This is a genomic window from Tissierella sp. (assembly GCF_032104385.1).
Lineage (GTDB): Bacteria > Bacillota > Clostridia > Tissierellales > Tissierellaceae > Tissierella.
On the sequence record NZ_DAMCHJ010000002.1, the window covers coordinates 273573 to 299686 of the forward strand.

Genomic DNA, 26114 nt, shown 5'->3' on the forward strand with positions numbered 1-26114 from the left:
TTCCCCTGTCTAAAATATATTAGGTGTAATTCTTTGTTTTATCTGATATCTATAATATAAATTTATTAAAGAATAAAATAAGAATTTACCTGGGCTTCTTAAGAAATCCTTTCTTAAAATATTACGTTTAATAATAGACCTTAAAGTAAAAACAGATTCATATAACTCCCAATAGGATTTAGTTAATTCTTCTGGTGTCATATTAGCTGGCTTATGCACGGCTTGTGTTCCATCATAATCATATATATTATCATTTATCAATCTTCCTTGGTTTACTATTTCCTTAAAAAATTTTGTCCCTGGAATAGGAGTCAAAATATAAAATCTAGGCACAGAAATTTTATTTTCCTCTATAAAATTCTTTGTTGCCCTAATGGATTCTATTGTATCTCCCTCTCCTCCAACTACCATTTCTGTAGATACTTCTATACCATAAGACTTAATATTCTTTATTAATCTAGAGTATTCTAAAGGATTTGCCCAACCTTTATTCATAGCTATCAAGCTATCCTTTGAAATGCTTTCAAGACCGAAACTAAGAGCAGCACAACCACTTTCTGATAATGCCTTTAGTAATTCATTATCTTTTCCTATTCTAATATCACATTGACTCATCCATTCCATATTCATTTTTTTAATTTCCTTTAATAAACTCATTAAATAATCTCTATCAGAAAAAATATTATCGTCTAAAAGTAAAAATTTTTTAAATCCTAAATCCTTTACCTGTCTAATATCTCGTAGTACCTCTTCCATATCTTTCCTTATATATGAGCCTTTATATAAACAAGCAACAGAACAAAAACTACAAATATTTGGACATCCTCTTCCTGCTTGAACAGGTAGAAAATCTCCAATACTCTTATTTATTATTAAATCAAAACGAGGAAGCGGTGTTGAGTATATACCATTCTCTATTCTTTTTTCGTAGATTTTCTTTAAATTTCCTTTTCCAAAATCCTCAAGTAACTCTTTAAACACAAGCTCTCCGTCTCCAATTACTACAGCATCACAATATTTTAATGCTTCTTCTGCCATTATACTTGCCATATAACCTCCTAAAACTACTGTTTTTCCCTTAGCACGAAATGCTTTAGCTATGTCAATAGAGCGAATTACACCATGACCCATGGTACTAATCCCAATTAAGTCTGCATCTGTATCCATAGGTATATCTTCGATTATTTCAAGAATAATCTCCGCCTTCCAGTCTTCTGGTAACATAGCTGCTAAAAGGGGCATAGCAAGTCCTACAAAATATAGCCTTTTTTTCTTAATAGGTTTGTCAGCTTGGTCATATGGACTAGGTTGAATAAGAAGTATTTTTTTCATCAATAGCCCCTCACAATCTTGTAAATATATTGGAAGCTCACACAACTGCTGCCCAACAGCATTTTAAGATTAGATTTTATTCCATATTTTTTAATTAATCCATACATATGCTTAGGTCTCATGATTATTCTATAGTATGCAATTAACAATTCTAAATAAAATCTTCTAATACTCATAAATTTAGGTCTTAGAATTACATGAGCCATATCCCATAGATGATAATCCTCTCTTTTTACTAACAATTCAGGTAAATATCTTTCAAATATCTCAGTTCCTGGTATTGGTGTTAAGGGTTGAAGGTTAACAAACCTTATATCTAAGCCCTTTAACCATTTAGTCAATTGTCTAAAATCATCTACGGTAAAATCTAATGGCACAATTAAAGTTGCATATAGCTCAATATCTAGCTCTTTTAATATCTTTATACACTCTTCATTAATCTCTCTAGTTGTTCCCTTGTTATATGCTTTTAAGTCTTTAGATTTAAAGGATTCAATCCCTACTATAACTGCCTGTAGCCCACATTCCTTAAGTTCCTTTAAAATCTCTTTGTTTTTTACAATAAAATCTGCTCTGCCATAAACTAAATATTTCTTTTTTATATTTCTTCTTTTGACAGTATAAACAAATTCCTGAAGCCTGTCCACATTATAAAGAAAATCATCATCTACAATATATATTTCTTCCTCTTTAATTTTCTCTAGCTCATCTATTATATCTTCAATTTCCCTTGCAAAATACTTTCCATCGGTTATTTCTTTACAAAAACAAAAACTACAATTATATGGACATCCATAAGATGTTTTTATTAAAGCACAAGGACTATGAAACATATAATAATAATGCTTTCTATACTTAGAAACTGCCTCCCTTTGAGGGTACTTATAATTAAATTCTGTCTTTTTAGACTCTAAGCTCATAAGCATATAATTGATTTCCTTAGTTTCCTTATAATTCAATAGTTCTTCTAATGTTAGATTAAACCCATCAATACCATTTCGAGTATATATGAAATCTATATATTCTGAGTTAAAGTCCTTACCCACTACTTCTGCATGGACTCCCCCTACACCTATTTTTACATCTGGAAATAATTCTTTGGATTCCTTTGCCAATTCCTTTATAATACCTACGTGAGTAATATATCCTGTATATACAACGAAATCAGGCTTTTCTTCTAGTAAGATATGCTTATAAGGAGATTTCTCAACTATCAAATCTATTATCTTTGCTTCAACTTTATCTTGTATTCTATCTGGTATATTAGATACTAAGTATTCCAATTCCAAAGGCTCACATATCATTACATGCTGTAGCCCAATAGTTTCTTTATGGGGTTTAGGACGAACTAATAATACTTTCATATCTTTACCTTCTTTAAAGTATATATTGCAATTCTAGGCATAAAAAATCTTTCCCTTATAATATTTAAATCTTCTATCTCAAAATAAGGTTCAATGAGATTTCTAAACCTTCTATCTGAATAATAATTTGCAGAACCAGTGGTAATTTTTACAAAAAATAATGCCAATTTATCATAAAAACTATCACCACTGGCAAACCCAATAATTATTCTTCCATCATCCTCTAATAATCTGGACAACTGTGTTATTACATTATGAGGAGTCTTATAGTATGGTAAAGAATGGGTACAAGTAATAATATGGAATTTATCCTCTAATTTATCTAAATCATCTACATTCATATTGATATGTTTAACTTTAGGATTTCTTTTTCTAGATACCTCCAACATACCTTCGGAAAAATCAATTCCAGTAATATCTAGATTCTTATATTCATGCTCTAAATCTCGGATTAATTCTCCTGGTCCACAACCTAAATCTAATATTTTAGTATTTTTTTCTTTTTTTATATATTTACTTATGATCCTTGTAATATAATCTCTAGTAGGTCTTAGGGAATATTTTTGCACCCACAACCTTTCATATTTCTTAGCCCAAAAGTTCCATATTTTTGCTGTCATTTTTAGTCCCCTATTTCTTTAAAATATATTTCCAAATCCTTTTGGATTTTAATAATCTTATATGTATACCATAGAATAATAAATAGAATACTACCTTAGGCAATTTAGGTTTAAATACTAAATGCAAAAAATCAAAATTCCTAGGATCTTGAGTAATTAATTTCGATTTTGATATTTCATAGTTTTGTGTACCCTTTATAGGTGTAAGAATGGATATGGTGAATACTTCGATATTATTTCTCTTTATAAATCTATATAAATTTCTAAAATCTTTAAAAGTATAATCTGGTTGCACCATAAAAAGTGCTGTCAAATCAATTTCATTATCTCTAAGTAAAGATATTACTTCAGGATAGTCCAAGGCATCTGTAGTTTTTTCATATCCCTTTAATTCTTCATTGTTAGTAGCTTCAAAACCAACAATTACCTCCCAAAGTCCTGCCTCCTTTAATTTAGGAAGCAAGTCCCTTTCTCTTAGAATATAGTCTGCCCTCAGATAGCCTATGATTTTTCTATGAGTATTTTGCATAATATCTATAAAATTCAATGCATCCTTTCTATCAGCAAATAGTACATCATCCACTATCCAAAAATAATCCGCATCTGTTTTTTCCATTTCCCTAGACATATTTTCATAATCTGGTTTTATATAATGACTACCATTAATCTCTCTACAAAAACAATAGGAGCAATTATATGGACATCCAATACTTCCTTTAATTAATGCAACTGATTTCTTCTCTAAATAACGTACTTGATCAGATATTTCTTTAAATAGTTCTCTATTGGGAAGGATGTTCTCATTTTTAGAAATCCATTGTTTATTTCCTATATGAAAGCATTTCTCTTCCATAAGATTGTCTATGAAAGTATCTACACCATAATCTATGGGAGTTTGATTTTTATTTATAATGTTTTCTATGAGCTTTTTAAATGTACATAAGCCATGAGAATGATAGACATAATCTATCCCTTCTACATGAAAGTCTAAAGTATTTAGTTGAATATGGACGCCTCCTACTATTATCTTTACCTCTGGATATATCTTTTTATAATTCCTAGCCTGTCTTATAATCTCATTCTCCGCCACATTATATCCAGTTAATACTATTATATCTGGTATTAGGTTTTTAGAAGGTTTTAATTTAAACAAATCATCTACTATATAGTTTTCTACATCCATTTCATCTAAAACAGTTTTTAAATAAGACAACTCTAATGGCTCTACCTTTACTGGGTCAAAAGCAGAGAATATTGTTTTTACCCTTACCTTTTTCAAGAATACAATCATAAATTCTCCACCTTTATATCTTTTATTTAAAAACATTATGCTTTATACCATAGGGCTTGTATGAAAACAAAGGTATTAACAGTCTAATAAACCAATTAATTATTATATTACTATGATGTACATAAACATACTTTGGTACCTCTATACATCCAATTTTCAATTTACTTTCTTCTGCTGTCTGGCCAAATTCAATTGTCTTCGCTTGCTTTTCAATGCCAATTTCAATAACCTTCAGCAGCATATTATAGTAAATATCATAAATCTCATTATCTTCTTTTCTAAACCCTCCAAAGATAAAGCACAATCTATCTTTTATTAATTTCGTTTGAATAAACCCTACTATATTTTTAGTTTTCCTATGAACAAATTCATATATTTCCGATTCATATGCTTTAAAAAACTCTATTGATAGCGTTTCTAGTGGGTGTTTCGTTCTATCCATTATACTTAAGTATAAATTATAATGATCTTCATTAAAATCTTTATTATCTAATTTGATTATCTCTAAATCTTTTCTGTGCATAAGAGCTTTCCTAATTCGTCTTCTATATGGACTCCTTAGTGATTCTATATACTCTCCAAATGTTGAAAACCTATTATTAAAAATAAAGGTCGATAGAGTTTTTCCACCATGGCTAAATTCTCTATCTCCATTAAGTATTATCTTGAGTCCTTTTCTCTTTTTAATATTTTTTTCAACTAAAGCTTCTTTACCCCAATAACCTTTTTCCGATATAGATATAGGTAGCCCTATAATTTCTGCTGTTACATTCAATGGAAATAAATCCCTGAAGTTAAATATATTTATCCTTAGTAAATAAGAAATAATTATGTTATCTTCAACTATTTCATATCTTTGATTACAAAAGTTAATTTTCTCCAATAATTCTAATAAGGGAACCAAGTCATAATTAAACCCTATTTGACAATTTATCTCTTCTCTTTTTTTAAAATCTATATATAATTCGTTTATAGAACTATAACTACTCATTATATCAAATCCTTAATATATGCTTTATAACGTTTGGACTCACCATCTGCCCATTTTATTCCAAAGGCCTTAGATTTTTGATTATCAGATAATATCCATCCAGATTCGCAGTAATGAAACTTGTCCTTAGAATGCTTATAGCAATAATCAAACAAGGCCAAAACAGCTCCCTTACTTTGTTCTTCAGGTATTACTCCCACTTCTACAATCTTAAAAGTATCTATTTTTCTTGAGAATAATTTATTTTTTATTACTGTTAATACCCCTACCGTTTCTTTAGGATTCATTATTTGATGAAAATCTGGATACCATAGCATGAAACCAACAGGTTCTCCCTTTTTTTCTACGAATATAAGATTTTCTGGTTTTAATAAATATTTAAAATCATTAAATAGTTCTAGATCTTCAAAAGCTTGCCTTTGATAATAAAAAAGATGATCCTTAAAGGCTTTGTTGTTAATTTCAGTATATAAATTTGCTTCATACTCTAAATTCTTCAAATTTACAGGACGTACCCTATAACTTTCTTTTAATCTATCTTTTAACCTATCACTAAATAAATTTTCCATAGTTCTTATATCTTTTTTATAACTTAACATCTCTATATCTTTAAATCCATTTTGTTCAAAAAAATCATGGTAAAAATCTGGATTATGAGCCATGCCAAAGCTCTGTTCCTTATCATAATCACTAGCTAAAAATCCTAATCCATAATTTATATGAACATTTAAAGATGCAGATATTTTTATTGCCCCTTTTTCTTTGGCTAAGGTTTCAGCTCTATTCATAATTAATCTAAAGGCGTCTAAATCATACCTTTCAGCTTCAAAAAAACCTATTTGTAAGACTTCCGACATTCTATGTGCATAAGCTAATATACAAATCATAAGTATTTCCTTGCCTTCTATTATCATTAATGGTTCTAAATCTACAGATTTACATAGCTCAGATTTCCCATTGATTAATCCTTTCAAAAGTCCATATAATGAATTTCTTTTTAATGGATTATTTAGATATTGCCTTTTATAAAATTCAAGAAACTTTCCCTTGTTTTTATGACTTACTTTAACAAGATCCATTTTATCTCTCCTTGGGTTACAGTTATGTCAAATTATAATACAAAATATCATTTAATAACTTATTATATCATAATAAAGTCGTTTTTTCTGTTTTCTACATTTGCAATAATTTAGTAACTAATAAAATAAAGTGATGGAAATCCCATCACTTTATTTTATTCAGATAAATATTAGAGAAATGATTATACTTCTCAATTACTTCCTTTATTTCTAAAACATTATCCACTAAAAAATCAAAGTCCTCAAGCTCTTCTTCTTTTCCAAAACCATATTTACAGCCAATAGAAACTAAATTATGAATTTTAGCAATCTCTAAATCTTGATATCTATCTCCAACCACTAAAAAATCGCCACTATATTTTACTTTTATTTTTTGAAAGATTTCATATTTAGGTATAAAGCCAAATTCTTCACTACAATAGAAGTCTTTAAAATACATATCTAAGTTAAAACTTTTCCTATGGGCTTCCATATACTCTATTTTACAGTTGCTGAGAAAGATTAAATTAAAGCCTTCATTTTTCAAATATTCAAGAATATCTATTGAACCTTCATAAAGCTCGGCTTTATTTTCCTTTATGCATTGAATCATATGTGAACCTATTATGCTACTGCATTTCTGCTTCTCCACTTCTGGTAGTTCTTGCATAAACTGATTCCACATATCCTTGCTGCTTAAACCAATCCATCTGCTTATTTCATTATCTTCCCATAATTTTTCCTCAGCATAACCCTTTTCTACTAAATATTTATAGGCTTGTCTAAATCCTTTGGCATATATTATTATACTATTATGCAATGTACCATCATAATCAAATATAATGTTTTTTACTTTATTCATAGCGCTAAAAATTCTTTAATAAGTTTGCCATTTCTATAGCTGCTACTGCTGCATCATACCCCTTATTGCCTGCTTTAGTTCCAGCCCTTTCTATAGCCTGCTCTATACTATCTGTTGTTAGTACTCCAAAGATAACTGGAAGCTCCGAGTTTAATGATACATTAGCAATTCCCTTTGATACTTCAGCACAAACATAATCAAAATGTGGTGTTGACCCGCGAATTACAGCACCTAAACATATTACTGCATGGTACTTTTTACTATTAGCCATTTTTTTAGCTACTAGTGGAATTTCAAATGCACCTGGCACCCAAGCTATTTCAACATTTTCATCCTCTACCCCATGTCTTTTCAAGCCATCAAGTGCACCACCTAATAACTTTGAAACTATAAATTCATTGAACCTACCTACTACTATTCCAACTTTAATACCTTGTGCTACTAAATTTCCTTCAATTGTTCTCATTTTTTTATTCCTCCCTCTTAGTATTTCAATATATGATTCATTTTTATTTGCTTTGTCTTTAAATAAAACTCATTTACCTCATTATGATTCATTTGGATTGGTACTCTTTCAACTATTTCAATATCATAACCAGATAATCCACTTATTTTTCTAGGATTATTTGTCATTAACCTAAGTTTTTTAATTCCTAAATCATTTAATATTTGAGCTCCTATGCCATATTCACGCATATCAGCAGGAAACCCAAGTTTAATATTTGCTTCAACTGTATCAAATCCTTGGTCTTGAAGAGCATAAGCCTTTAGTTTGTTAATGAGACCTATTCCTCTACCCTCTTGTCTCATATATAGTAGTACCCCTCTACCTTCCTCTGCAATTTTTCTCATAGCTGCAGCATATTGCTCCCCACAATCACATCTTTTTGACCCTAGGGCATCTCCTGTAAGACATTCAGAGTGAATTCTTGCTAGAACTGGCTCATCAGTTGCTATAGTACCTTTTACTAAGGCTACATGATGTTCGCCATTTATTTTATTTATAAATCCATATATCATAAAATCTCCATATTTTGTTGGCATCTTTGTTTCTACTACTCTTTCAACTAATTTTTCCTTATGTCTCCTATAAGAAATTAAATCTGCTATTGTTATAATTTTTAGTTTATGCTCCTGTGCAAATTCCATAAGCTCTGGAGTTCTTGACATTGTACCATCATCATTCATTATTTCACATATTACTCCTGCTGGCTTTAATCCAGCTAACTTTGCTAAATCTACTGCTGCTTCCGTATGGCCAGTTCGCTTTAATACTCCACCTTCTCTTGCTTTTAGAGGAAATATATGTCCTGGTCTTCTAAAATCATCCTTATTTATACCTTCTTCCAATACTTTTTTTATAGTCAAAGCTCTTTCATAAGCTGAAATTCCTGTTGTTGTATCTATATGATCTATAGATACTGTAAAGGCAGTTTCATGATTATCCGTATTATTCTCAACCATAGGTTGAATTTCAAGTTCTTTTAATTTTTTCCCCTCTATAGGCATACATATGAGTCCACGTCCATACTTTGCCATAAAGTTTATATCCTCTGGAGCAGCCTTTTCAGCTGCCATCAACAAATCTCCTTCATTTTCTCTATCAGGATCATCTACTACAATTATCATTTTGCCTGCTTTAATATCCTCAATAGCTTCATCAATACTATTAAACTTGTACATCATAATTCCTCCTTAAATAAATCCATTAATTTTTAAAAAATCCTCATTTATTTTGCTACCACCTATATTCTCCTGCTTTTGTAAACCCAATAGCTTTTCAACATATTTACCTAGTTGGTCACATTCTAAATTTACTGTTTCTCCTTGTAACTTGTCTAGCAATGTTGTATGCTCACCAGTATGTGGAATTATAGAAACCTTAAATATATGATCATCTACATATGCTACAGTTAAACTAATACCATCAATTGCAATAGAACCTTTTTCTATTACAAACTTAAGTATTTCTGACGAAGCCTTTATTGTAATCCAAAGAGCATTGTCTTCTTTTTCTCTTGATACTATCTCTCCTACCCCATCTATATGTCCACTTACTAAATGTCCCCCAAGCCTTTTATCTAAAGTCAATGCTCTTTCAAGATTTACATGATCTCCTATTTTGAGATTTGCTAGATTGCTTCTCCTCAAGGTTTCTGCCATAACATCTGCTTCAAAGCTGCCCTTATTTATCTTTGTAACTGTCAGGCATACTCCATTGGTACAAATACTATCTCCTACAAAAGTTTTATCTAAAACTTGAAAGGCAGAGATTGTAATTATAGATGATTTTTCTCCATGTCTTATTCCTCGAATTTTACCTATTTCTTCTACTATTCCTGTAAACATTATCTTCACCGCCTTATATATCCTTCTATTAATATATCTTCATCTATGGTTTTATAACTTATTCTATGAAGTTGAAATGCCTTTGTTAAATCCTCGATTCCACTGCCCTCTACAGGTGTCTTTGATTTTTCTCCTCCAATTATCTTTGGGGCTATATAAACCTGAACTTTATCAACTATGCCTTGTTCTAATGCAGAATAATTAAGAGTCCCACCTCCCTCTAGAAGTATGCTATCAATATTTTTCTGTCCTAACTTTGACATAAGATCTTGTAAATCTACTCTTCCATCAAGACTTTTAGTAATTAATACCTTAACTCCTTTTTTCTCTATTTCTATTTTTTTCAGCATATCTGCTTGATCTGTTGTGGCTATTATTGTTTTTACTATACATTGGTTATTTAAGACCTTAGAATCTATTGGTATCCTAAGTTTACTATCTACTATTATTCTTATAGGATTATTACCATTTTCAATTCTGCAGGTTAATTCGGGATTATCTGCAATTACAGTATTTACACCTACCATAATTCCTGCTACTTCATTTCTAAGTCTATGAACATTCTTTCTTGATCCTAATCCTGTAATCCACTTTGACTCATCTGTTTTAGTTGCAATTTTCCCATCTAAAGACATGGCTGTTTTCATTATGGCAAAAGGTTTTTTTTCTACTATATATTTCATAAATACTTCGTTTAATTCTCTGCATTGTTTTTCTAAGATTCCTGTTGTAACTTCTATACCTGCATCAATTAACTTTTGAACTCCTTTCCCCGAAACTAAAGGGTTAGGGTCAAGTGAACCAATAAAAACTCTTTTTATTTTTTTATCTATTATTTTATCTACACATGGCGGCGTTTTTCCGTAATGAGAGCATGGCTCTAAAGTTACATAAAGAGTAGCTCCTTCTACATCTTCAATTGCATTTTCAAAAGCCTTCGCTTCTGCATGGGCTTCTCCATAGCCCTTATGATATCCCTTACCTATTACTTTGTTTTCCTTTACAATAACTGCACCTACCATAGGATTAGGACTAACCTTTCCCCTTCCTTTTTCAGCTAATTCTAAGGCTAGTTTCATATAATTCTCGTGCATAAAATACCTCCTCTTTATATCTCTTGGACTAGATTAACTCAAACATATTCACAAAGTAAAAGCCCTGATTCTATAAATCAGGGCTAATATATAACAAACAAATATGATTTTTTATGAAACTTAATAAAAAAGGCTCTGAAATATATAATATTTCAGAGCCTAATATCCTAAATAAATTAGCATATTAAATTCACTAAGATTCACATTGTTCTTCTTTCATCCAGACTTTACTGTCGGCTTCGGAGTTTCACCGAATCATGCCTATAAGGCTCGCGGGCTATACCGCCGGTAGGGAATTACACCCTGCCCTGAAGAATTATTTAGTTTTCAATGTAATTATATATAATTGCCATTTGTTTGTCAATAAATCTTTATTACAATAAAAGATTCTTTATACTCATATCTAATGCCTTAACCAAATAAATAAACATACCTAAAGATTTCCATTTCTATTTCAGTGTTTCTGGTTATTAAGCAAATAGCAGTTTAATGGCAATCCATCACTTTAATTTCTTGAATTATTCAATGGGATAATTTCTATAAAATTCTACTCTTTCTTCTAAAGTAGGGTGAGTATGGTACCATATTTTAAATATATTGCTTGGTCTAGGCAACCCTAAACTTTCCTTATATAATTTTTCCATAGCTGATGCGGCTGACTTTCTATCCTCTGTAAGAATTATTTCATAGGCATCTGCTTCAATTTCCATTTGCCTTGAAAAATAATTGGTAATTGGTAAACTTATGAATGAATAAAAATTAAGAGCCAAAAGTAATAGTGGTATTGCCGCTATATCATAGAGCTTTCTAACTCCAAATACTCCATTTGATAAATCAAGTATCCATGTAGAAGTAATATATATTAAGAAAAATAATAAAATTGTACCTATGCTACTTAAAAATATATTCTTCCAAATATGTCCTTTTACATAATGACCTATTTCATGTGCAGTTATACTAAGAACTTCTTTTTCTTCTAAATTATTAATAGTTGTATCCCAAAGAACTATCCTTTTTGAATGAAATATGCCAGTCATATAAGCATTCATAGTCTTAGTATCTTTACTCTTATCTACTTTATATATCTTAGCATCTTGTATATCTGCCTTATGAAGTAGCTCTGTTATTTCTCTTCCTAGTTTTTCATTTTCTATGGAAGTATATTTATTAAATATAGGATCTATAACAAATGGAGAAATAAATACCATAAATATAATAAAAGGTATTGCTAAAAATGATAATTGTAGCCACCACATCTTAGGACTCCTATATATAAGATAAAATGGAAAGAATATAAAGAGTGAAATAATTAAATCGTTTACAACAAAACTTTTTAATGTGACTTCAATCCATCTTCCAAGAGTCTGATTAGATAATCCATATTTATGCTTTAAATAAAATGAACTATAATAATCCAGAGGAAGATTTATTAGAAACATTATAGTAAAAAAAATAATACCATATAATAGTCCTGTAAGAAATAAGGATTTATTATTCTCTACAAAATACCTTATCCTATAGGATAACCGTGATGTAAGAAATAATAAGGGTATAAGGAATTGAAGAATTAATCTAATAGCCCATACTTTTAAACTATCCTTTCTAAAATTATAGGTATCCTTAGGTAAATCGGGATATTCAGTTTTTATTTTATTCATATTTATATATTCACTAGCTAAAACAACCCCAATAAAAAATAATAAAATCAAGAAAAATAAAATAACGGCTAATTTTAATTTGCTATTCACAATATCACCCCTAGCTATATTTGCTCCTTTAATATATTATTCCCAATAACACTAGTTTATGATTATCTTATATAAGCTCCATTGTAATAAAATATTCTTATTACATACCTTTATATTATTATAATCTAAAATAGTTTTCAAGTATTCTAAAAATAATATATTTAATAAATACATTAATAATAAAAGGTGGATTTCTCCACCTTTTTAAATAATTTTATAAATCTATTTTCTTTTCTATTAAATAGCCTGTAGCCAAAAATGCACTTATACCAATTATTAGCATTGATAAAATGCCAAATACATTTATATATACATCAAAATTGTTTCCAAATAGTATTATTTGATGTTTAGCGATATTGCCTAAACTCGGCAAAAAGTTTAATTCATAAGAATGAAGTATCTTAAAACTATCTAAACTAAGAAAATATGGGAATACATTAACAATTTTAACAGTAAAATAACCTACTAGAGAGTTTAATATAATAAATATTATAAACCATAAACCACCAATTTTCTTATTTCTTATATTTACTCGACTTAATGCCATTGAAAAATATATCAAAATTAAGGTCACTATAGCTGATAATAAGGATACTATTCCTATGGAGAATATCTCTAGATTTACATTGCCTATTATTTCTCTAATAGAATTTATAAAGTTTGTCCACTGGGAACCATATAGTAGTACACCTAATAGTAAATTATATGCAAATATTGAGATACCTAAAGCTAAAAACCAGATGATTGCTACCAGTAACTTCGCTCCTAAAATCTTATTACCTGTAAGAGGAAGTGTAAAGGTTAGATATCCTCTGTCTTCATATAATTCTTTCCTAAAAGAACCTATAATCTGAAAAAATGCTGTTAAAAATGCTCCGAATATGACTGATATAGATACAACTAACATAAATGTACCAAAACCACTAATTGTATTTGATGAATCTAAATTATTGAATTTTATTTGTCCAGATATATTAACTTGAATAATAGTTGATGCGATTAATACCATTGCTATAATCCCCAAGATAATTTTATAACTTCCCTTTATTTCATATTTCATGTATTTTCTCATCTTATCCCTCCTACTCCCCAAATATTTCTTTATAAAGGTCGTCTATTTGCATATTTTTTTCTTCCCTTAAAGCTTCTGCATTCCCTGTTAAGTAAACTTCTCCTTCTCTAAGGAAAACTACATCATCAAAGATGTTTTCCATATCCCTAACTAAGTGAGTAGTAATAAGCATTGTACTATTTTCATTATAATTCTTTATTATTGCATCAAGTATCTGATCCCTAGCCACTGGGTCTACTCCTGCAATTGGTTCATCCAATATATATACTTTAGCATTTCTTGATAATACTAAAGTAAGATTTAACTTTTCTACCATCCCCTTAGAAAGAGAATTTATTTTCATATTTCTATCTAATTTCATAAACTTTAATAACTCATAAGTCTTATTTTCATCAAAGTCTTCATAGAAATCTTTATAAAAATTAACTGCTTCTTGTATATTCATCCAGTTATATAAAAAGTTTCTATCTGGCAAATAAGATACTATTGACTTTGTAATTACTCCTGGTTTTTTTCCATCTATTAGTACTTCACCATTAGATTCCCTAAGTATACCTGTAATAATTTTAATCATAGTAGTTTTTCCACTACCATTAGGTCCTAGTATTCCAACAACTTTTCCTTTTTCAATCTCTAAATATATATTATTTAATGCTTTTTTATTAAAATAGGATTTCGTAAGTCCTTTAATTTCAATTATATTTTCCATCATTTTATCTCCTTTGCAGTCTCATTAATTAATTCTATAATTTCTAAAGAGTTAAATCCCAATGACTTCATATCTGTAATAAAGGATTTAACTACATTTGACGCCATATTCTTTTTCAAATCTTTTATAGTTTCTTTATTCTCCACAACAAAAGTACCCATTCCTCTTTGTGTAAATACTAATTCTTCTCTTTCCAGCTCTTGATAAGACCTTTGTATAGTATTTGGATTTACTTTAAGTTCTGTAGATAATTCTCTAACCGACGGCAATTTATCCCCCTCCTTTAATTCTCCTATAACTATTCTTTTTTTAATCAAATTAATAATCTGAATATAAATTGGTAAATTATCATTAAATATCATTTATCTCACCTCGCTCAGTACCAGTGTGTTAATTATATAGTACACCAACATTCTATGTATGTCAATAAATTATTCTAAATAATTTAAAAAAATAAGCCTTTCGGCTTATTCTTTTCTTTTTAGACCTATTACTCTAGATTTTGAGTCATACATGAAATTTGCCAGTTTTCTTTGATTTAATACCCACATAAATATTACATAAGGAACAAAAATCATAGTAAGCTGTGGTATTTCAGCCATTAGTATAAAATCAAATATTCCATGCATAATAAGGGGCATATATAATGACTTTCTCATATTCATTCTCTTTCTATCTATATTTGTATCAAACTTTGCTAAAGATAGATAATAGCCCATAGTTATACCAAAAACAGCATGAGCTGGTACTGAAAATATCCCTCTATATAATCCAATAAAAGGATTGTTAGTATATCTATAGGCAACATAGATTATATTTTCCACAGTTGCAAATCCCATGGTTGCAAATACTGAATATACTATACCATCTAGTTTTTCATCGAAAAACTTTGTTTTATAAGGATATTTTAGTACAACTAATCTTTTAAAAAATTCTTCTGTAAATCCTGCAACAAAAAATGCATTATAGAAGGCACCTAATACTCCAGGAAATATATTAAATCCTATTAAAAATTCTTCAACTATAACGGAAGGAATTACAGTTAAAGCTCCCAAGATATAGGTAAATAGTAAAACCTTTAGAGGTTCTCTATCATGTCTATCAGATAAGTATATACCTGTAATTATGACGGCAGCAGGTATTATAGCTATAATGAAAAGTCTAAGTTCCAAATAATTACCTCCTCATGTCTTTTCTTATAGTTTGCCTAAAATATAAAAAAATAAACCCTAATGATATTAGGGTCTATAAAATTCTATAGTTTTTCCTTCTGATTCATATCTCTTTTTCATATAAGATTGAATCAATATTAAAAGTCCCAGTGATATAAAAATATCTCCTATGCTTATTACCTTGGGAAAAGGATAAGGTTTTGGTATTGGTATTATATCTCCCAGAAAAACCAATCTTGTAAACTTATTTGCCAAAGTATGAGTCATTATTCTTCCCTCTTCTAATAATGCCAACTGGGTATATAGTTTGGAAGACTTAAGGGCATTTAATGCAACTGGCATTCTTCCATTATTTAAAGAAAGAGGTAAAAAATTTAAAACAGCTCCCAATAAGGTTATTCTAAATCCATTCTCATGAAAATTTATACTTAAACCAATGATTAGTAATAAATAAATGAATATATGTATATAAAAAAAGTTATTTTCTATTATATCATTTAAATTTCCACTGGTTCTAGAAACTATTAACAAGGATATGATTTCTACTAAAAAAGATATAACAAATAAATACCATCCATTTATATATAAATTACCAATATTTCTTATCTTTCCACCCTTTAGCTTTCCAAGTAACAAAGATAAAATAATAGTTTCGATTACCATATAAAACAACTCCTATACATCAATTGATAGCCATAAGCCACCTACGCAATTAATATAAGAAAAGCTTCTAACTATGTATTAGATGTAGCTTCTCTTGAAATTCATTTACAGAAAGTTCCTTATATAAAAAATCTGCAAGCAGAACTTTCCTATTCATTATAAAAACAAAAGCTAGACACAAGGTGTCTAGCATCATATTGCTTATTAATATGCTACAAATAAATCTTTCTTAGCACCACAAATTGGACATTTATCCTCTTCACCTGTTAATGTAATATATCCACAAACTGGACATAGTTCTACAGCCTTTGCTTCTAAATCTTTTCCAGCATCTACCGCTTCTTTAGCTTGAGTAAAAAGCTCTGCATGAACTTTTTCAGCTTCAATAGCAAATCTCATAGCTGATACAGCCGCTTTCTCTTCTTGCATCTCTGCTACTTTTATGTAAGCTGGATACATTTGGTTTACCTCATGTAATTCTCCATTAATTGCTCCTTGAAGATTATCTGAAGTAGTACTAAGTCCAAATCCTGCTCCAGATGCTACTAAAAAATCACCTGCAACATCTTTTAAAGCTTTGAAATGTAGTGTAGCATGAACTTCTTCTGCATCTGATGTAGCCATGAATAGTCTAGCTACAGTTGGAAAACCATCTTTTTTTGCCTTATCACTCCATATTCTATATCTCATATGAGCTTGGGATTCACCACCAAATGCTGATCTTAAATTTTCTGCCGTCATTGCGTTCATTAAAAATTCCTCCTTTATAATTTTACTATATATATTTTATAACATATTCTAGACAATGTCTAGAATATACAACTTTCTTAATATATATGCCCATTTTCTATAAAGCTAATCACAAAAAACAGGACTTTTCAGTCCCATTTTTTATATAAATAAACTCATATTAGAATCATCTGCAGCATTAAGCATTGTTGCTACTCCACCAATTTCTACTCCGTCTAGAAGTTCTTCTTTAGTTATTCCCATTACATCCATTGACATTTGACAAGCTACCATTTTAATTCCAGATTTAATGCCTTGCTCTATTAGTTCCTCTAATGAAGAAATATTTTTATCCTTCATTACCGCCCTTATCATTTTAGGTCCTATACCTGCCATATTCATCTTAGAAAGCCCAAGATTTTTGCTGCTCTTTGGCATCATCATTCCAAACATTTTAGCCATAAAATCCTTCTTTGTCTTTACATGAGTCTCTTTTTTAATTATATTCAATCCCCAAAATGTAAAGAACATAGTAACTTCCTTGCCCATTGCTTTTGCTCCATTAGCTATAATAAAGGATGCAATGGCTTTATCAAGATCTCCACTAAAAACTATAATGTTTTTATCATCTTTTACTGAAGATACTATTTCATTAGTTTTTTTTTTAGCATTGCTTCCTTTTTGAATAACAGCAATAAATTTCTTGTCTGCCTTTTCTGTTTCTATCAAAGTATTACCTGTGTTTTTACACCAAGCTTGAATATCATTAACAAAACCTGGGTCTGTTGACATTACTTCTAATATATCTCCATCATTAATCATTTTCACTTTTTCACTTACTTGCATAATAGGACCTGGACAAGATAAGCCACAGGCATTCAATTTAAAAATTTCACCTGTTCCAGATGTTTTAACCTTTATTTCTTCCGCTTCATTAGTTTTATTCTCTATTCTTTGAACTCCGGAATCACTAAAAGCTTCAGGACCATTACCACTAACACCACAGGAGTCACTATCTGTATCTTGACAAAACATAGTTTTATAGCTATTAAAACCTCCAGCTAAATTTTTAGCTTTAAATCCATTTTGAGTTAGGATTCTAGTAGCTATATATCCTCTAAGTCCTACTGCACAATATATTAGATAGCATTTACTCTTATCTAATTCTCCAAGTCTATTTCTTATCTGTCCTAGAGGAATATTTACGGAATTCTCAATATAGCCCATATCTCTTTCCTCTTCTTCTCTTACATCTAGTATAACAGTATTTTCCATATTCAATTCTTCTAATTCTCTACAAAGAACAATATCAACGTTTCCAGACATCTGGTTTTCTGCTACAAAGCCTACCATATTTACTGGATCCTTAGCTGAAGAATATGGTGGTGCATATGCCAATTCTAGTTCTGTTAAATCAGAAACTTTTCCTCCAAATCTAATAGCTGCAGCTATGACATCTATTCTCTTATCCACACCTTCATATCCTACTATTTGTGAACCTAAAACTTTGCCTTCTTTATCATATATTAATTTTATTGTCATTGGCAATGCACCTGGATAATATCCTGCATTGGAGTTAGAATGAATAAGCGCTATAAAATAATCTTTTTTATAAACTTTACCTAATCTATTTAATGTTTTTTCATTGGTTCCAGTATTAGCCACTGTTAAATCAAAGACTTTAGCAATACTTGTTCCTTGAGTTCCCTTATACTCTTCTTTTAAACCTAAAATGTTATTTGCAACTATTCTACCTTGCTTGTTAGCAGGACCAGCTAAAGGTACCATAGTCTGTACATTATTTACATAATCTTCTACTTCAATAACATCACCAATTGCATATATAAAGTCATTAGAGGTTTTTAAATATTTATCTACAATAATTCCGCCTCTTTGATTTATTTCTAATCCTGCTTCTTTAGCTAATTCTCCATTAGGTCTAATGCCTATGGATAGTATAACCATATCAGCATTTAATTGAGTACCTGATTGTAAAGTAATAGTAGTTAACCCATTATTATATTCAAATTTACTTACTCCATCTTCTAGTCTAAGGTCTACTTCTTTTGACTTTAAGTGTTCATGAACTATTAGTGCCATCTCGTAATCTATAGGTGCCATTACTTGATCTAGCATCTCTACTATAGAAACTTTTAATCCTAAATCATGTAAATTTTCAGCCATTTCAAGGCCAATAAATCCACCACCTACTACGACTGCAGTTTTTGGAGCTTTCTCATCTATATATCCTTTTATTGTATCTGTATCTGGTATATTCCAAAGGCTAAAGATGTTAGGTGAGTTAATTCCTGGTATTGGTGGTTTTAATGGTGTTGACCCTGTTGATAAAATAAGATAGTCATAAGATTCCTCATATATTTTATCATTTTTCAAATCCTTAACTATTACTTTTTTGTCTTCCTTAAATATTTTCGTAACTTCTGATTGTATTCTTACATCTACATTGAACCTATTCATAATGCCTTCAGGAGTTTGAACCAATAGAGAATCTCTATTTTCTATGGCTCCACCTATATAATATGGAAGACCACAGTTTGCAAAGGAAACATACTCTCCCCTCTCAAACAAAACTATTTCTAGATTTTCATCAAGTCGTCTCAAACGAGCTAAAGCTGTTGCACCACCAGCTACACCACCAACTATAACTACTTTTTTACTCATTTTAAATGCCCCCTTGTTAAATTTTGAACTTTAAAACTTATACCCGGTATCCGTATGTTAATATACTATAATATTATCCTCTTATTGTCAATAAAATAATTGAAAATATTTTTCTATATTTCTCTAATTTAAAATTTTAAAAACCTCTATCTTTGAAAGTTAGAGGTTTTTAACCTTATTTGTCTATATTTGGTTAATAATATTTCTTACAATCTATATATTCCTGTACTATCCTTAATGTTTCTCCAAATCTTTGAAAATGTACTATTTCTCTTTCTCTTAAAAATCTTAATGTATCCGTTACTCCTGGATCATCACTTACTCTAATCAAATATTCGTAAGTCGATCTTGCTTTTTCTTCTGCTGCCATGTCTTCGTGTAAATCTGCCACTGGATCAGCTTTTGACTGAATATATCCAGCTGTCCACCCCTGCCCTGCTGCATTATGAGGAAACGGACTCTTTCCATGATTTACATAATGAGCTTCAAATGGTGTTCCTTTTATCTGGCTTACTGAAGCATCTTTAACTAATCTCCATACTAAAGTACCAATTATTTCCCAATGTGCTAATTCTTCTGTACCTATAGGTTATCTGTTATAATTCTTTTTTAATTCTATTAATAATACAAATATAACTTTTCTAGCTATATATAATCTCTTTCTTTTTCTGTAAATTCTGTAAGGTCTAAAGAATAAATCAAATTCTTTGTTATAAGTAATAAATCTTCCAGCATTATCTACCCTCTTCCTTATAATTTAAAAAGACTAGGATTCTCCTAGCCCTTTGTATTAAGCTATTACTACTATTGCATCATATCCTTTAGATCTAAGTTCTTGGGCTAAATCATCTGCATTTGCTCTAACACTAAATGCCCCTACTTGTACTTTATATAATCCTCCTACTATAACTACAATTGGACTGTAACCTTTTCCTCTAAGCTCATCTGCAAGATTATCGGCATTTGCTCTTACTGAAAAAGCTCCTACCTGTACTTTATAAAGCGTTGAGCCTCCACCTTGATATGGTATTCTAAGGTTATTTAGTATCCCCTTTGATACTGCTAATGCTAATTCGTCTTGCCTATTTCTTAATATATCAGCATCTTGTGAATTAGTAATAAATGCTAATTCTACTAAAGCTGCTGGCATTTTAGTTAATCTTAGAACTGCAAAATTTGCTGTTTTAGTTCCTCTATTAACAGTATATACTTTGCTTAAAATTATACTGTCTTGTATAGCTTTAGATAATTTTGCACCTGTAGTACTGTCTGGATAACTATATGTTTCTACCCCTTTTGCGGAAGTGTCATCAAATGCATTACAATGGATTGATAAAAACACTTCAGCACCTGCATTATTAGCTTTTGCAGCTCTCTCAGCTAATTCTAAAAATACATCTGTCGTTCTAGAATAGCTTACACTTACTCCATGATTTTTTAAGATATTCCCTACTTTTAATGTCACTGATAACACTATGTCTTTTTCCTTCATCCCATTTCCTAACGCTCCTGGATCTGAACCACCATGGCCTGCATCTAAAAATACCTTTGCCATAAATAAAACCTCCTTAATTTTTTTAAGATTACTTTAGTCGACTTTTTCACCTTTCAATATAGAAATAGATTTAGTATAAAAATATTACTATTCTTTTTTAAGTATTTTTTATTTAAATATTCCTTGTTAAACTGCACGAAAAAAAGAAGCTTACAAAAGCTTCTAAAAGTAATCTCATGAACCATTTCATTGTTGAATTTAATGATGCTAATTGTTTGATTAAGTTATGTAACCTTTCTTAGCATATTTTATCTGCCATCTTTGCACTTCCAACTTTAAATAAGGTCATACAAAAATCTTTCTATTATTGTAGACTAAATAAATTTATAATTTGGTTTTCCCTCTTTAAATAACCAGTACCTTAAATAATCATAAAGAATTATAGTTGGTAAAGATAGAAAAAACCATAATACACTATATCTTAAACAGATTTGCCCCATAAAGTTAAATTTAAAATTACTATAATCCCAAACATCTAATCCTAGCCTTACATTTAAAATTAACCCGAATATTAGTTCTAACACTGTAATAATTAAACAAGATATACCTTGCTGTATCAATAAAATCTTTTTAAATGTGAAATAATATTCATTTATTAAACCTATTGATATGAAACATAAGCCACCTAGAATAAACATTGTAATATGCGAATATCCTCTCCATAAAACTTCAATAAAGAAATAAGATATACCGCCTATTATAAATAAGATTGAATACTTAATCAATTGCTTAATTTTCCTCATCCTTTACACTATTTAGAATAATACTTTTACCTTATATAGTGTGAAAGATTTTTTCTTTAAATATTCATAGCTGGAATATAATAATCCTATTATGCAATTTGAATTATACTGTTAATTCACCAGTTCCTAAAAGTTCTGCAGCTGCTATAACATAGTCTTTGCAAACAACTGGAAGTGTATTTCCTTCATGATCCTCTAATTCAGGTTTCCCAACCTTTACCAATACTTCATAAGCTTTGACTTTCCAAGATTTTATTATTATTTTCCACCTCCATTCAATAGTGCCCACTTACAACTTACCAAATACCTATTTCTTTTATGTTCAAATTTTATATAAAATCACATTAGTGCAACAGGTTAATCTAAATCTAATCCAGAAGAGGGGCATGTAATTTGTGTGATAAAACTAAGCTTATAAATCTTGTTAAAGAAATTGAAGATACTAGGGCTTTGCTGTATGAGTTAATATCTAAAAAACACTATAATCTCCTTGATTTACAGGTAATTGAATTAAGTAAACTGCTAGATGAACTTTTGTTTCAGTACCACAGTATAAAATAGGTACTCTTAACTAAATAGATTAACCTGTTGTACTTATTGTTTCATCTTCCCTCTACCTCCTTTATAACTACTCTCCTGCATATATTGCTTTATAGAATCATAAAACCAGTAAACACCATATTTTATGCCCACGATAAGGATATGTAATAATCTATAATGTCTTTCACCCATTGCCTTAACTTTTTCTCTTTCCTTTACAATTATAATTGCTTCATTTCAATCACTCTAAGATTACTTAATTATATTTGCAGATACTACGTATCTTCCTTACCAAAAAAGAAAAATCCGAGGTTCTTATTTTTATCTGTATCACAAATACCTACACTTTAATATAATGTAATGTAAACTATATACAAGCCTAATAAGAATTAATTGTATATATATTGTTTGCAAATTATAAATAAGGATGTGTAAGCAATGAATAACACAAGTTATAATGACTCTGAATCTATTCTCCGTTGTCCTCCTGGAGATTTCGAACCAGGTCATGTGCATGAATTTGAAGGTAGCACAATGTTAGCGGAAGAATGTGATGATAGACACAATCATCGTTTCGCTGGTGTTACTGGTGAGCCAATTTTTACTTCTAGTGGTAGCCATAGACATGAATTGTTTACTAATACTGATTTCTTTGATAACCATCATCACCAGATTGAAAGGTTAACTGGTCCAGCTATAGATGTTGGTAACGGAAAACACGTACACTTCGTGAGAGCAAGAACTACAGTAAACGACGATCATTTTCATCTAGCTCAATTTGCTACCTTAATTGAAAATCCTTTAGTATAAATGTCCGGCAATTTATCTCTTATTAGGTAAATTGCCTTTACTTAATAAGTCTAAATGATTATATTAAAATAGTTTGTTCTTTACCTATCTAAAATTTTGATATCAAAATACAGTTCTGTAGTAGTTAGACTTTTTTTCCAGTATGAACCAATATGTTATTATCTATATCTTTCTTCTATGTTCACATTGTATTTTCTCTAAGTAATTTTGCTGCTTCTTCTAATACTATTATTATTTGGGTATTATTACTTTTATTGCTCCTTTAAAAATAATAATTAACACTTTATCACTATCTTTCATATTCTATTATTAGGCCCCTTACTTTCACCTAAATAAAATTAAATTGGAGGTGCTATCATGTCAGATATATTATGTAGAAGAGATTGTAACGGTATGGATGATTCTTTACTATTCTTTTTCTTACTTTTAGTAATTATTTTCTGTAACTGTGATAATATGTTTGGCGGAAGATGCTAATCTTCCCATCTATCGAGGCTTGTCCTCGATTCTTTTTTATTCATATAGATTTCGATTCTGCTTTCTAGCCTTTTCTTATTATCCCTCCATTTTTCTTCTTGCTATATCTTCAAGTCCTTCAACTTAGTATTTATCTGATCTTTGTTGAAAATTGTGAAATCTTTTTTTTAAAATTTGAACTTTATTTCCAATCTTTTTTATCTGCTAAACTTTGATCCTATGTTTTACAAGTGAAACTAATAATCTAATTTATTTCATCTTTTCCCACCATCCTTTTAATCTACCTTATAATTTCAAAAGGTCCTAACTTTTCCAACATCTCCAAATTTGCTCTTCCATTTAAATATGCATCTATCCATATATTGCTAATTCTATCCAAAGCTTTTTCTATTTCTTCTTCTGTCTCATATATATATGCATCATTGAATTTTATAGTTGTATTTCCTAGTTTGAATTCTGCTATTACTTTACCAACCTTGTCTTTCATACCACCAACCCCTTTGTATAGCTTATGTTGGAGTAAATTTGTCCTATGCCATTCATAAATGCCAAAATAACTTTTCTACTCTGAAAAAATTATAAAATTTGTATTTTAATAGAATATTATTATAAAATTTTGTGGATTGAATATAAATAAACTTAGAAATTAAGAGAAAATAGAGTTTACTAATTTCATATCATATATCCTTTCTAATATAATGTAGTATTTTCTAATATAATATAGTGGATGGGGTGAGAAAATGTATTGCATGTATCTAAGGAAATCAAGAAAAGACATAGAATCTGAATTAAATGGAGAAGAAGAAACTCTTAAAAGACATGAAAATATTCTTTTAGACTTAGCTACTAAAATGAATATATCTATTAGTGACGATGCAATTTATAGAGAGGTAGTATCTGGAGAAACCATTGCATCTAGACCAGAAATGCAACGATTGCTCTCTGATGTAGAACAAGGAATATGGAAAGGTGTATTTGTAGTAGAAGTAGAAAGATTAGCTCGTGGCGACACTATGGATCAGGGACTTGTAGCTCAAACTTTCAAATACTCTAATACAAAAATTATTTCTCCTATGAAAACATATGATCCTTTAAATGAATTTGATGAAAAATACTTTGAGTTTGGATTATTTATGTCCAGGAGAGAATATAAAACCATTAATAGGCGTTTGCAAAGAGGAAGAATACAATCAATCAAAGAAGGTAAATATTTAGGTACTGTGGCTCCATATGGTTATGAAAGAGTGAAATTAAAAAGCCAAAAAGGATATACCTTAGAAATTAATCCTAATGAGGCTAAAATTGTTAAATTAATTTACAAACTATATACTGGTGATAATAAAATTGGTATATCTCTTATAGCAAATAAATTAAATGAAATGAAAATACCTACTGTCAAAGGCGGTGACTGGACAACATCTACCATTAGAGGAATACTTTCCAATCCTGTATATATCGGTAAAATAAGATGGAACAGCAGACCAGAAGTAAAGAAAATGATAGACGGTAAAATGATAAAAGAAAGACCTCGTGCTAATGAAGAAGATTGGATTTTAGTAGATGGACTACATAACCCTATTATAGATGAATATGTATTCAATTCAGCTCAAGAATATCTTGAAAAAAACCCATCAATACCAATACCAACTAGATATAAAATAATGAATCCTCTTGCTGGATTAATTGTATGTAAGATATGCCATAGAAAATTAAAAAGGAGACCCTATAAAGATTATCCAGCCACCCTTATATGTGATGGACCAACTTGTGCCAATGTAAGTTCGCATCTTCATATAGTAGAAAAAAGACTATTTGATTCTTTAGAAATATGGCTCCAGGAGCATAAATTAAAATATAGAAAACAACAAAAGAAAAAAGATAATTTAGAAATAGATATGATAAATAAATCTATAGCTAAATTAAATAGCGAGTTAGGCACTCTTGATAAGCAACTAAATAATATGTATGATTTATTAGAGCAAAGTGTATACTCTACTCAAGTATTTATGAATAGATCTAAGTTAGTATCTGAAAAAATAGATTCATTAAAAATAGATAGAGATAATTTATTAAATAAAATAAGTTCAGAAGAAGAAAAAGAATTACATAAAAAAATATTAATTCCTAAAATAGAAAATATTATAAAAGTTTATTGGACATTAGATGATCCTGCAGATAAAAATAAGTTACTTAAAGAAGTATTAGAAAAAGCTGTGTATTATAAAACTGTAAATGGAAGATGGCATCACAAGC

27 protein-coding genes and 1 riboswitch are annotated in these 26114 nt (G+C 29.7%); of the genes, 3 read left to right on the forward strand and 24 right to left on the reverse strand.

The window, feature by feature from the left end; all coding sequences use genetic code 11:
- Positions 1–9 precede the first annotated feature (9 nt).
- The 23 genes from RT714_RS03310 to RT714_RS03420 form a co-directional block, all read right to left on the reverse strand.
- A complete protein-coding gene (locus tag RT714_RS03310; RefSeq protein WP_313756188.1) occupies positions 10–1332 on the reverse strand; it encodes a B12-binding domain-containing radical SAM protein in 1323 nt (440 codons plus the stop codon).
- Positions 1332–2696, reverse strand: a complete 1365-nt coding sequence (locus RT714_RS03315) for a B12-binding domain-containing radical SAM protein (protein WP_313756189.1) — start codon at positions 2694–2696, stop codon at positions 1332–1334. Before RT714_RS03315 ends, RT714_RS03310 begins: the two co-directional genes overlap by 1 nt.
- Positions 2693–3316, reverse strand: a complete 624-nt coding sequence (locus RT714_RS03320; RefSeq protein WP_313756190.1) for a class I SAM-dependent methyltransferase — start codon at positions 3314–3316, stop codon at positions 2693–2695. Before RT714_RS03320 ends, RT714_RS03315 begins: the two co-directional genes overlap by 4 nt.
- A 10-nt stretch (positions 3317–3326) precedes the next feature.
- Positions 3327–4607: a B12-binding domain-containing radical SAM protein gene (locus RT714_RS03325; protein ID WP_313756191.1), complete on the reverse strand. Its 1281-nt coding sequence runs from the start codon at positions 4605–4607 to the stop codon at positions 3327–3329.
- Between the two features lie 22 nt (positions 4608–4629).
- Entirely contained in the window at positions 4630–5598 is a 969-nt protein-coding gene (locus RT714_RS03330) for a hypothetical protein (protein ID WP_313756192.1), read from the reverse strand.
- Positions 5598–6677 carry a GNAT family N-acetyltransferase gene (locus RT714_RS03335; RefSeq protein WP_313756193.1) on the reverse strand — a complete coding sequence of 360 codons (1080 nt, stop codon included), beginning with the start codon at positions 6675–6677 and terminating at the stop codon, positions 5598–5600. Before RT714_RS03335 ends, RT714_RS03330 begins: the two co-directional genes overlap by 1 nt.
- Before the next feature lie 145 nt (positions 6678–6822).
- A complete protein-coding gene (locus RT714_RS03340; protein ID WP_313756194.1) occupies positions 6823–7518 on the reverse strand; it encodes an HAD hydrolase-like protein in 696 nt (231 codons plus the stop codon).
- Positions 7519–7522: 4 nt separating this feature from the next.
- Positions 7523–7984, reverse strand: a complete 462-nt coding sequence (ribE, locus tag RT714_RS03345; protein ID WP_313756195.1) for a 6,7-dimethyl-8-ribityllumazine synthase — start codon at positions 7982–7984, stop codon at positions 7523–7525.
- Positions 7985–8001: 17 nt separating this feature from the next.
- Positions 8002–9201, reverse strand: coding sequence for a bifunctional 3,4-dihydroxy-2-butanone-4-phosphate synthase/GTP cyclohydrolase II (locus RT714_RS03350; RefSeq protein WP_313756196.1), 1200 nt, complete (start codon positions 9199–9201; stop codon positions 8002–8004).
- A gap of 12 nt (positions 9202–9213) precedes the next feature.
- Positions 9214–9867, reverse strand: coding sequence for a riboflavin synthase (locus tag RT714_RS03355; RefSeq protein WP_313756197.1), 654 nt, complete (start codon positions 9865–9867; stop codon positions 9214–9216).
- A gap of 5 nt (positions 9868–9872) precedes the next feature.
- Positions 9873–10961, reverse strand: a complete 1089-nt coding sequence (ribD, locus tag RT714_RS03360) for a bifunctional diaminohydroxyphosphoribosylaminopyrimidine deaminase/5-amino-6-(5-phosphoribosylamino)uracil reductase RibD (RefSeq protein ID WP_313756198.1) — start codon at positions 10959–10961, stop codon at positions 9873–9875.
- A 204-nt stretch (positions 10962–11165) separates the two neighbouring features.
- A riboswitch (FMN riboswitch) is annotated at positions 11166–11281 on the reverse strand.
- 198 nt (positions 11282–11479) lie between these two features.
- The gene (locus RT714_RS03365; RefSeq protein WP_313756199.1) at positions 11480–12709 is read right to left on the reverse strand and encodes a M48 family metallopeptidase; all 1230 of its coding nucleotides are present in this window, start codon (positions 12707–12709) and stop codon (positions 11480–11482) included.
- A gap of 214 nt (positions 12710–12923) precedes the next feature.
- Positions 12924–13781 carry a hypothetical protein gene (locus RT714_RS03370; protein WP_313756200.1) on the reverse strand — a complete coding sequence of 286 codons (858 nt, stop codon included), beginning with the start codon at positions 13779–13781 and terminating at the stop codon, positions 12924–12926.
- 10 nt (positions 13782–13791) lie between these two features.
- Positions 13792–14490 (reverse strand): ABC transporter ATP-binding protein, encoded by a 699-nt coding sequence (locus tag RT714_RS03375; protein WP_313756201.1) that lies wholly within the window; start codon positions 14488–14490, stop codon positions 13792–13794.
- The gene (locus RT714_RS03380; protein ID WP_313756202.1) at positions 14490–14852 is read right to left on the reverse strand and encodes a GntR family transcriptional regulator; all 363 of its coding nucleotides are present in this window, start codon (positions 14850–14852) and stop codon (positions 14490–14492) included. Before RT714_RS03380 ends, RT714_RS03375 begins: the two co-directional genes overlap by 1 nt.
- Before the next feature lie 105 nt (positions 14853–14957).
- Positions 14958–15662: a PrsW family glutamic-type intramembrane protease gene (locus tag RT714_RS03385; RefSeq protein WP_313756203.1), complete on the reverse strand. Its 705-nt coding sequence runs from the start codon at positions 15660–15662 to the stop codon at positions 14958–14960.
- A 66-nt stretch (positions 15663–15728) separates the two neighbouring features.
- Positions 15729–16325, reverse strand: a complete 597-nt coding sequence (locus RT714_RS03390; RefSeq protein WP_313756204.1) for a DUF5317 domain-containing protein — start codon at positions 16323–16325, stop codon at positions 15729–15731.
- Positions 16326–16529: 204 nt separating this feature from the next.
- Positions 16530–17075 carry a rubrerythrin family protein gene (locus tag RT714_RS03395; RefSeq protein WP_313756205.1) on the reverse strand — a complete coding sequence of 182 codons (546 nt, stop codon included), beginning with the start codon at positions 17073–17075 and terminating at the stop codon, positions 16530–16532.
- A 141-nt stretch (positions 17076–17216) separates the two neighbouring features.
- Complete coding sequence (locus tag RT714_RS03400; RefSeq protein WP_313756206.1) at positions 17217–19736, reverse strand: FAD-dependent oxidoreductase; 2520 nt, start codon at positions 19734–19736, stop codon at positions 17217–17219.
- 193 nt (positions 19737–19929) lie between these two features.
- Positions 19930–20322 carry a manganese catalase family protein gene (locus tag RT714_RS03405; protein ID WP_313756277.1) on the reverse strand — a complete coding sequence of 131 codons (393 nt, stop codon included), beginning with the start codon at positions 20320–20322 and terminating at the stop codon, positions 19930–19932.
- Between the two features lie 204 nt (positions 20323–20526).
- On the reverse strand, positions 20527–21291 hold the full coding sequence (locus tag RT714_RS03410) for an N-acetylmuramoyl-L-alanine amidase (protein WP_313756207.1): 765 nt from the start codon (positions 21289–21291) through the stop codon (positions 20527–20529).
- Positions 21292–21605: 314 nt separating this feature from the next.
- Entirely contained in the window at positions 21606–22034 is a 429-nt protein-coding gene (locus tag RT714_RS03415) for a putative ABC transporter permease (protein WP_313756208.1), read from the reverse strand.
- 103 nt (positions 22035–22137) lie between these two features.
- Positions 22138–22323, reverse strand: a complete 186-nt coding sequence (locus RT714_RS03420; protein WP_313756209.1) for a hypothetical protein — start codon at positions 22321–22323, stop codon at positions 22138–22140.
- 104 nt (positions 22324–22427) lie between these two features.
- On the opposite strand from RT714_RS03420, the gene RT714_RS03425 reads away from it, so the two are divergent.
- Entirely contained in the window at positions 22428–22595 is a 168-nt protein-coding gene (locus RT714_RS03425; RefSeq protein ID WP_313756210.1) for an aspartyl-phosphate phosphatase Spo0E family protein, read from the forward strand.
- Positions 22596–23012: 417 nt separating this feature from the next.
- Complete coding sequence (locus tag RT714_RS03430; RefSeq protein WP_313756211.1) at positions 23013–23384, forward strand: YmaF family protein; 372 nt, start codon at positions 23013–23015, stop codon at positions 23382–23384.
- A 757-nt stretch (positions 23385–24141) separates the two neighbouring features.
- On the opposite strand, the gene RT714_RS03435 is transcribed toward RT714_RS03430, so the two are convergent.
- The gene (locus RT714_RS03435; RefSeq protein ID WP_313756212.1) at positions 24142–24348 is read right to left on the reverse strand and encodes a hypothetical protein; all 207 of its coding nucleotides are present in this window, start codon (positions 24346–24348) and stop codon (positions 24142–24144) included.
- Between the two features lie 253 nt (positions 24349–24601).
- On the opposite strand from RT714_RS03435, the gene RT714_RS03440 reads away from it, so the two are divergent.
- On the forward strand, positions 24602–26114 hold a 1513-nt coding region (locus RT714_RS03440; RefSeq protein ID WP_313756213.1), incomplete at its 3' end, for a recombinase family protein.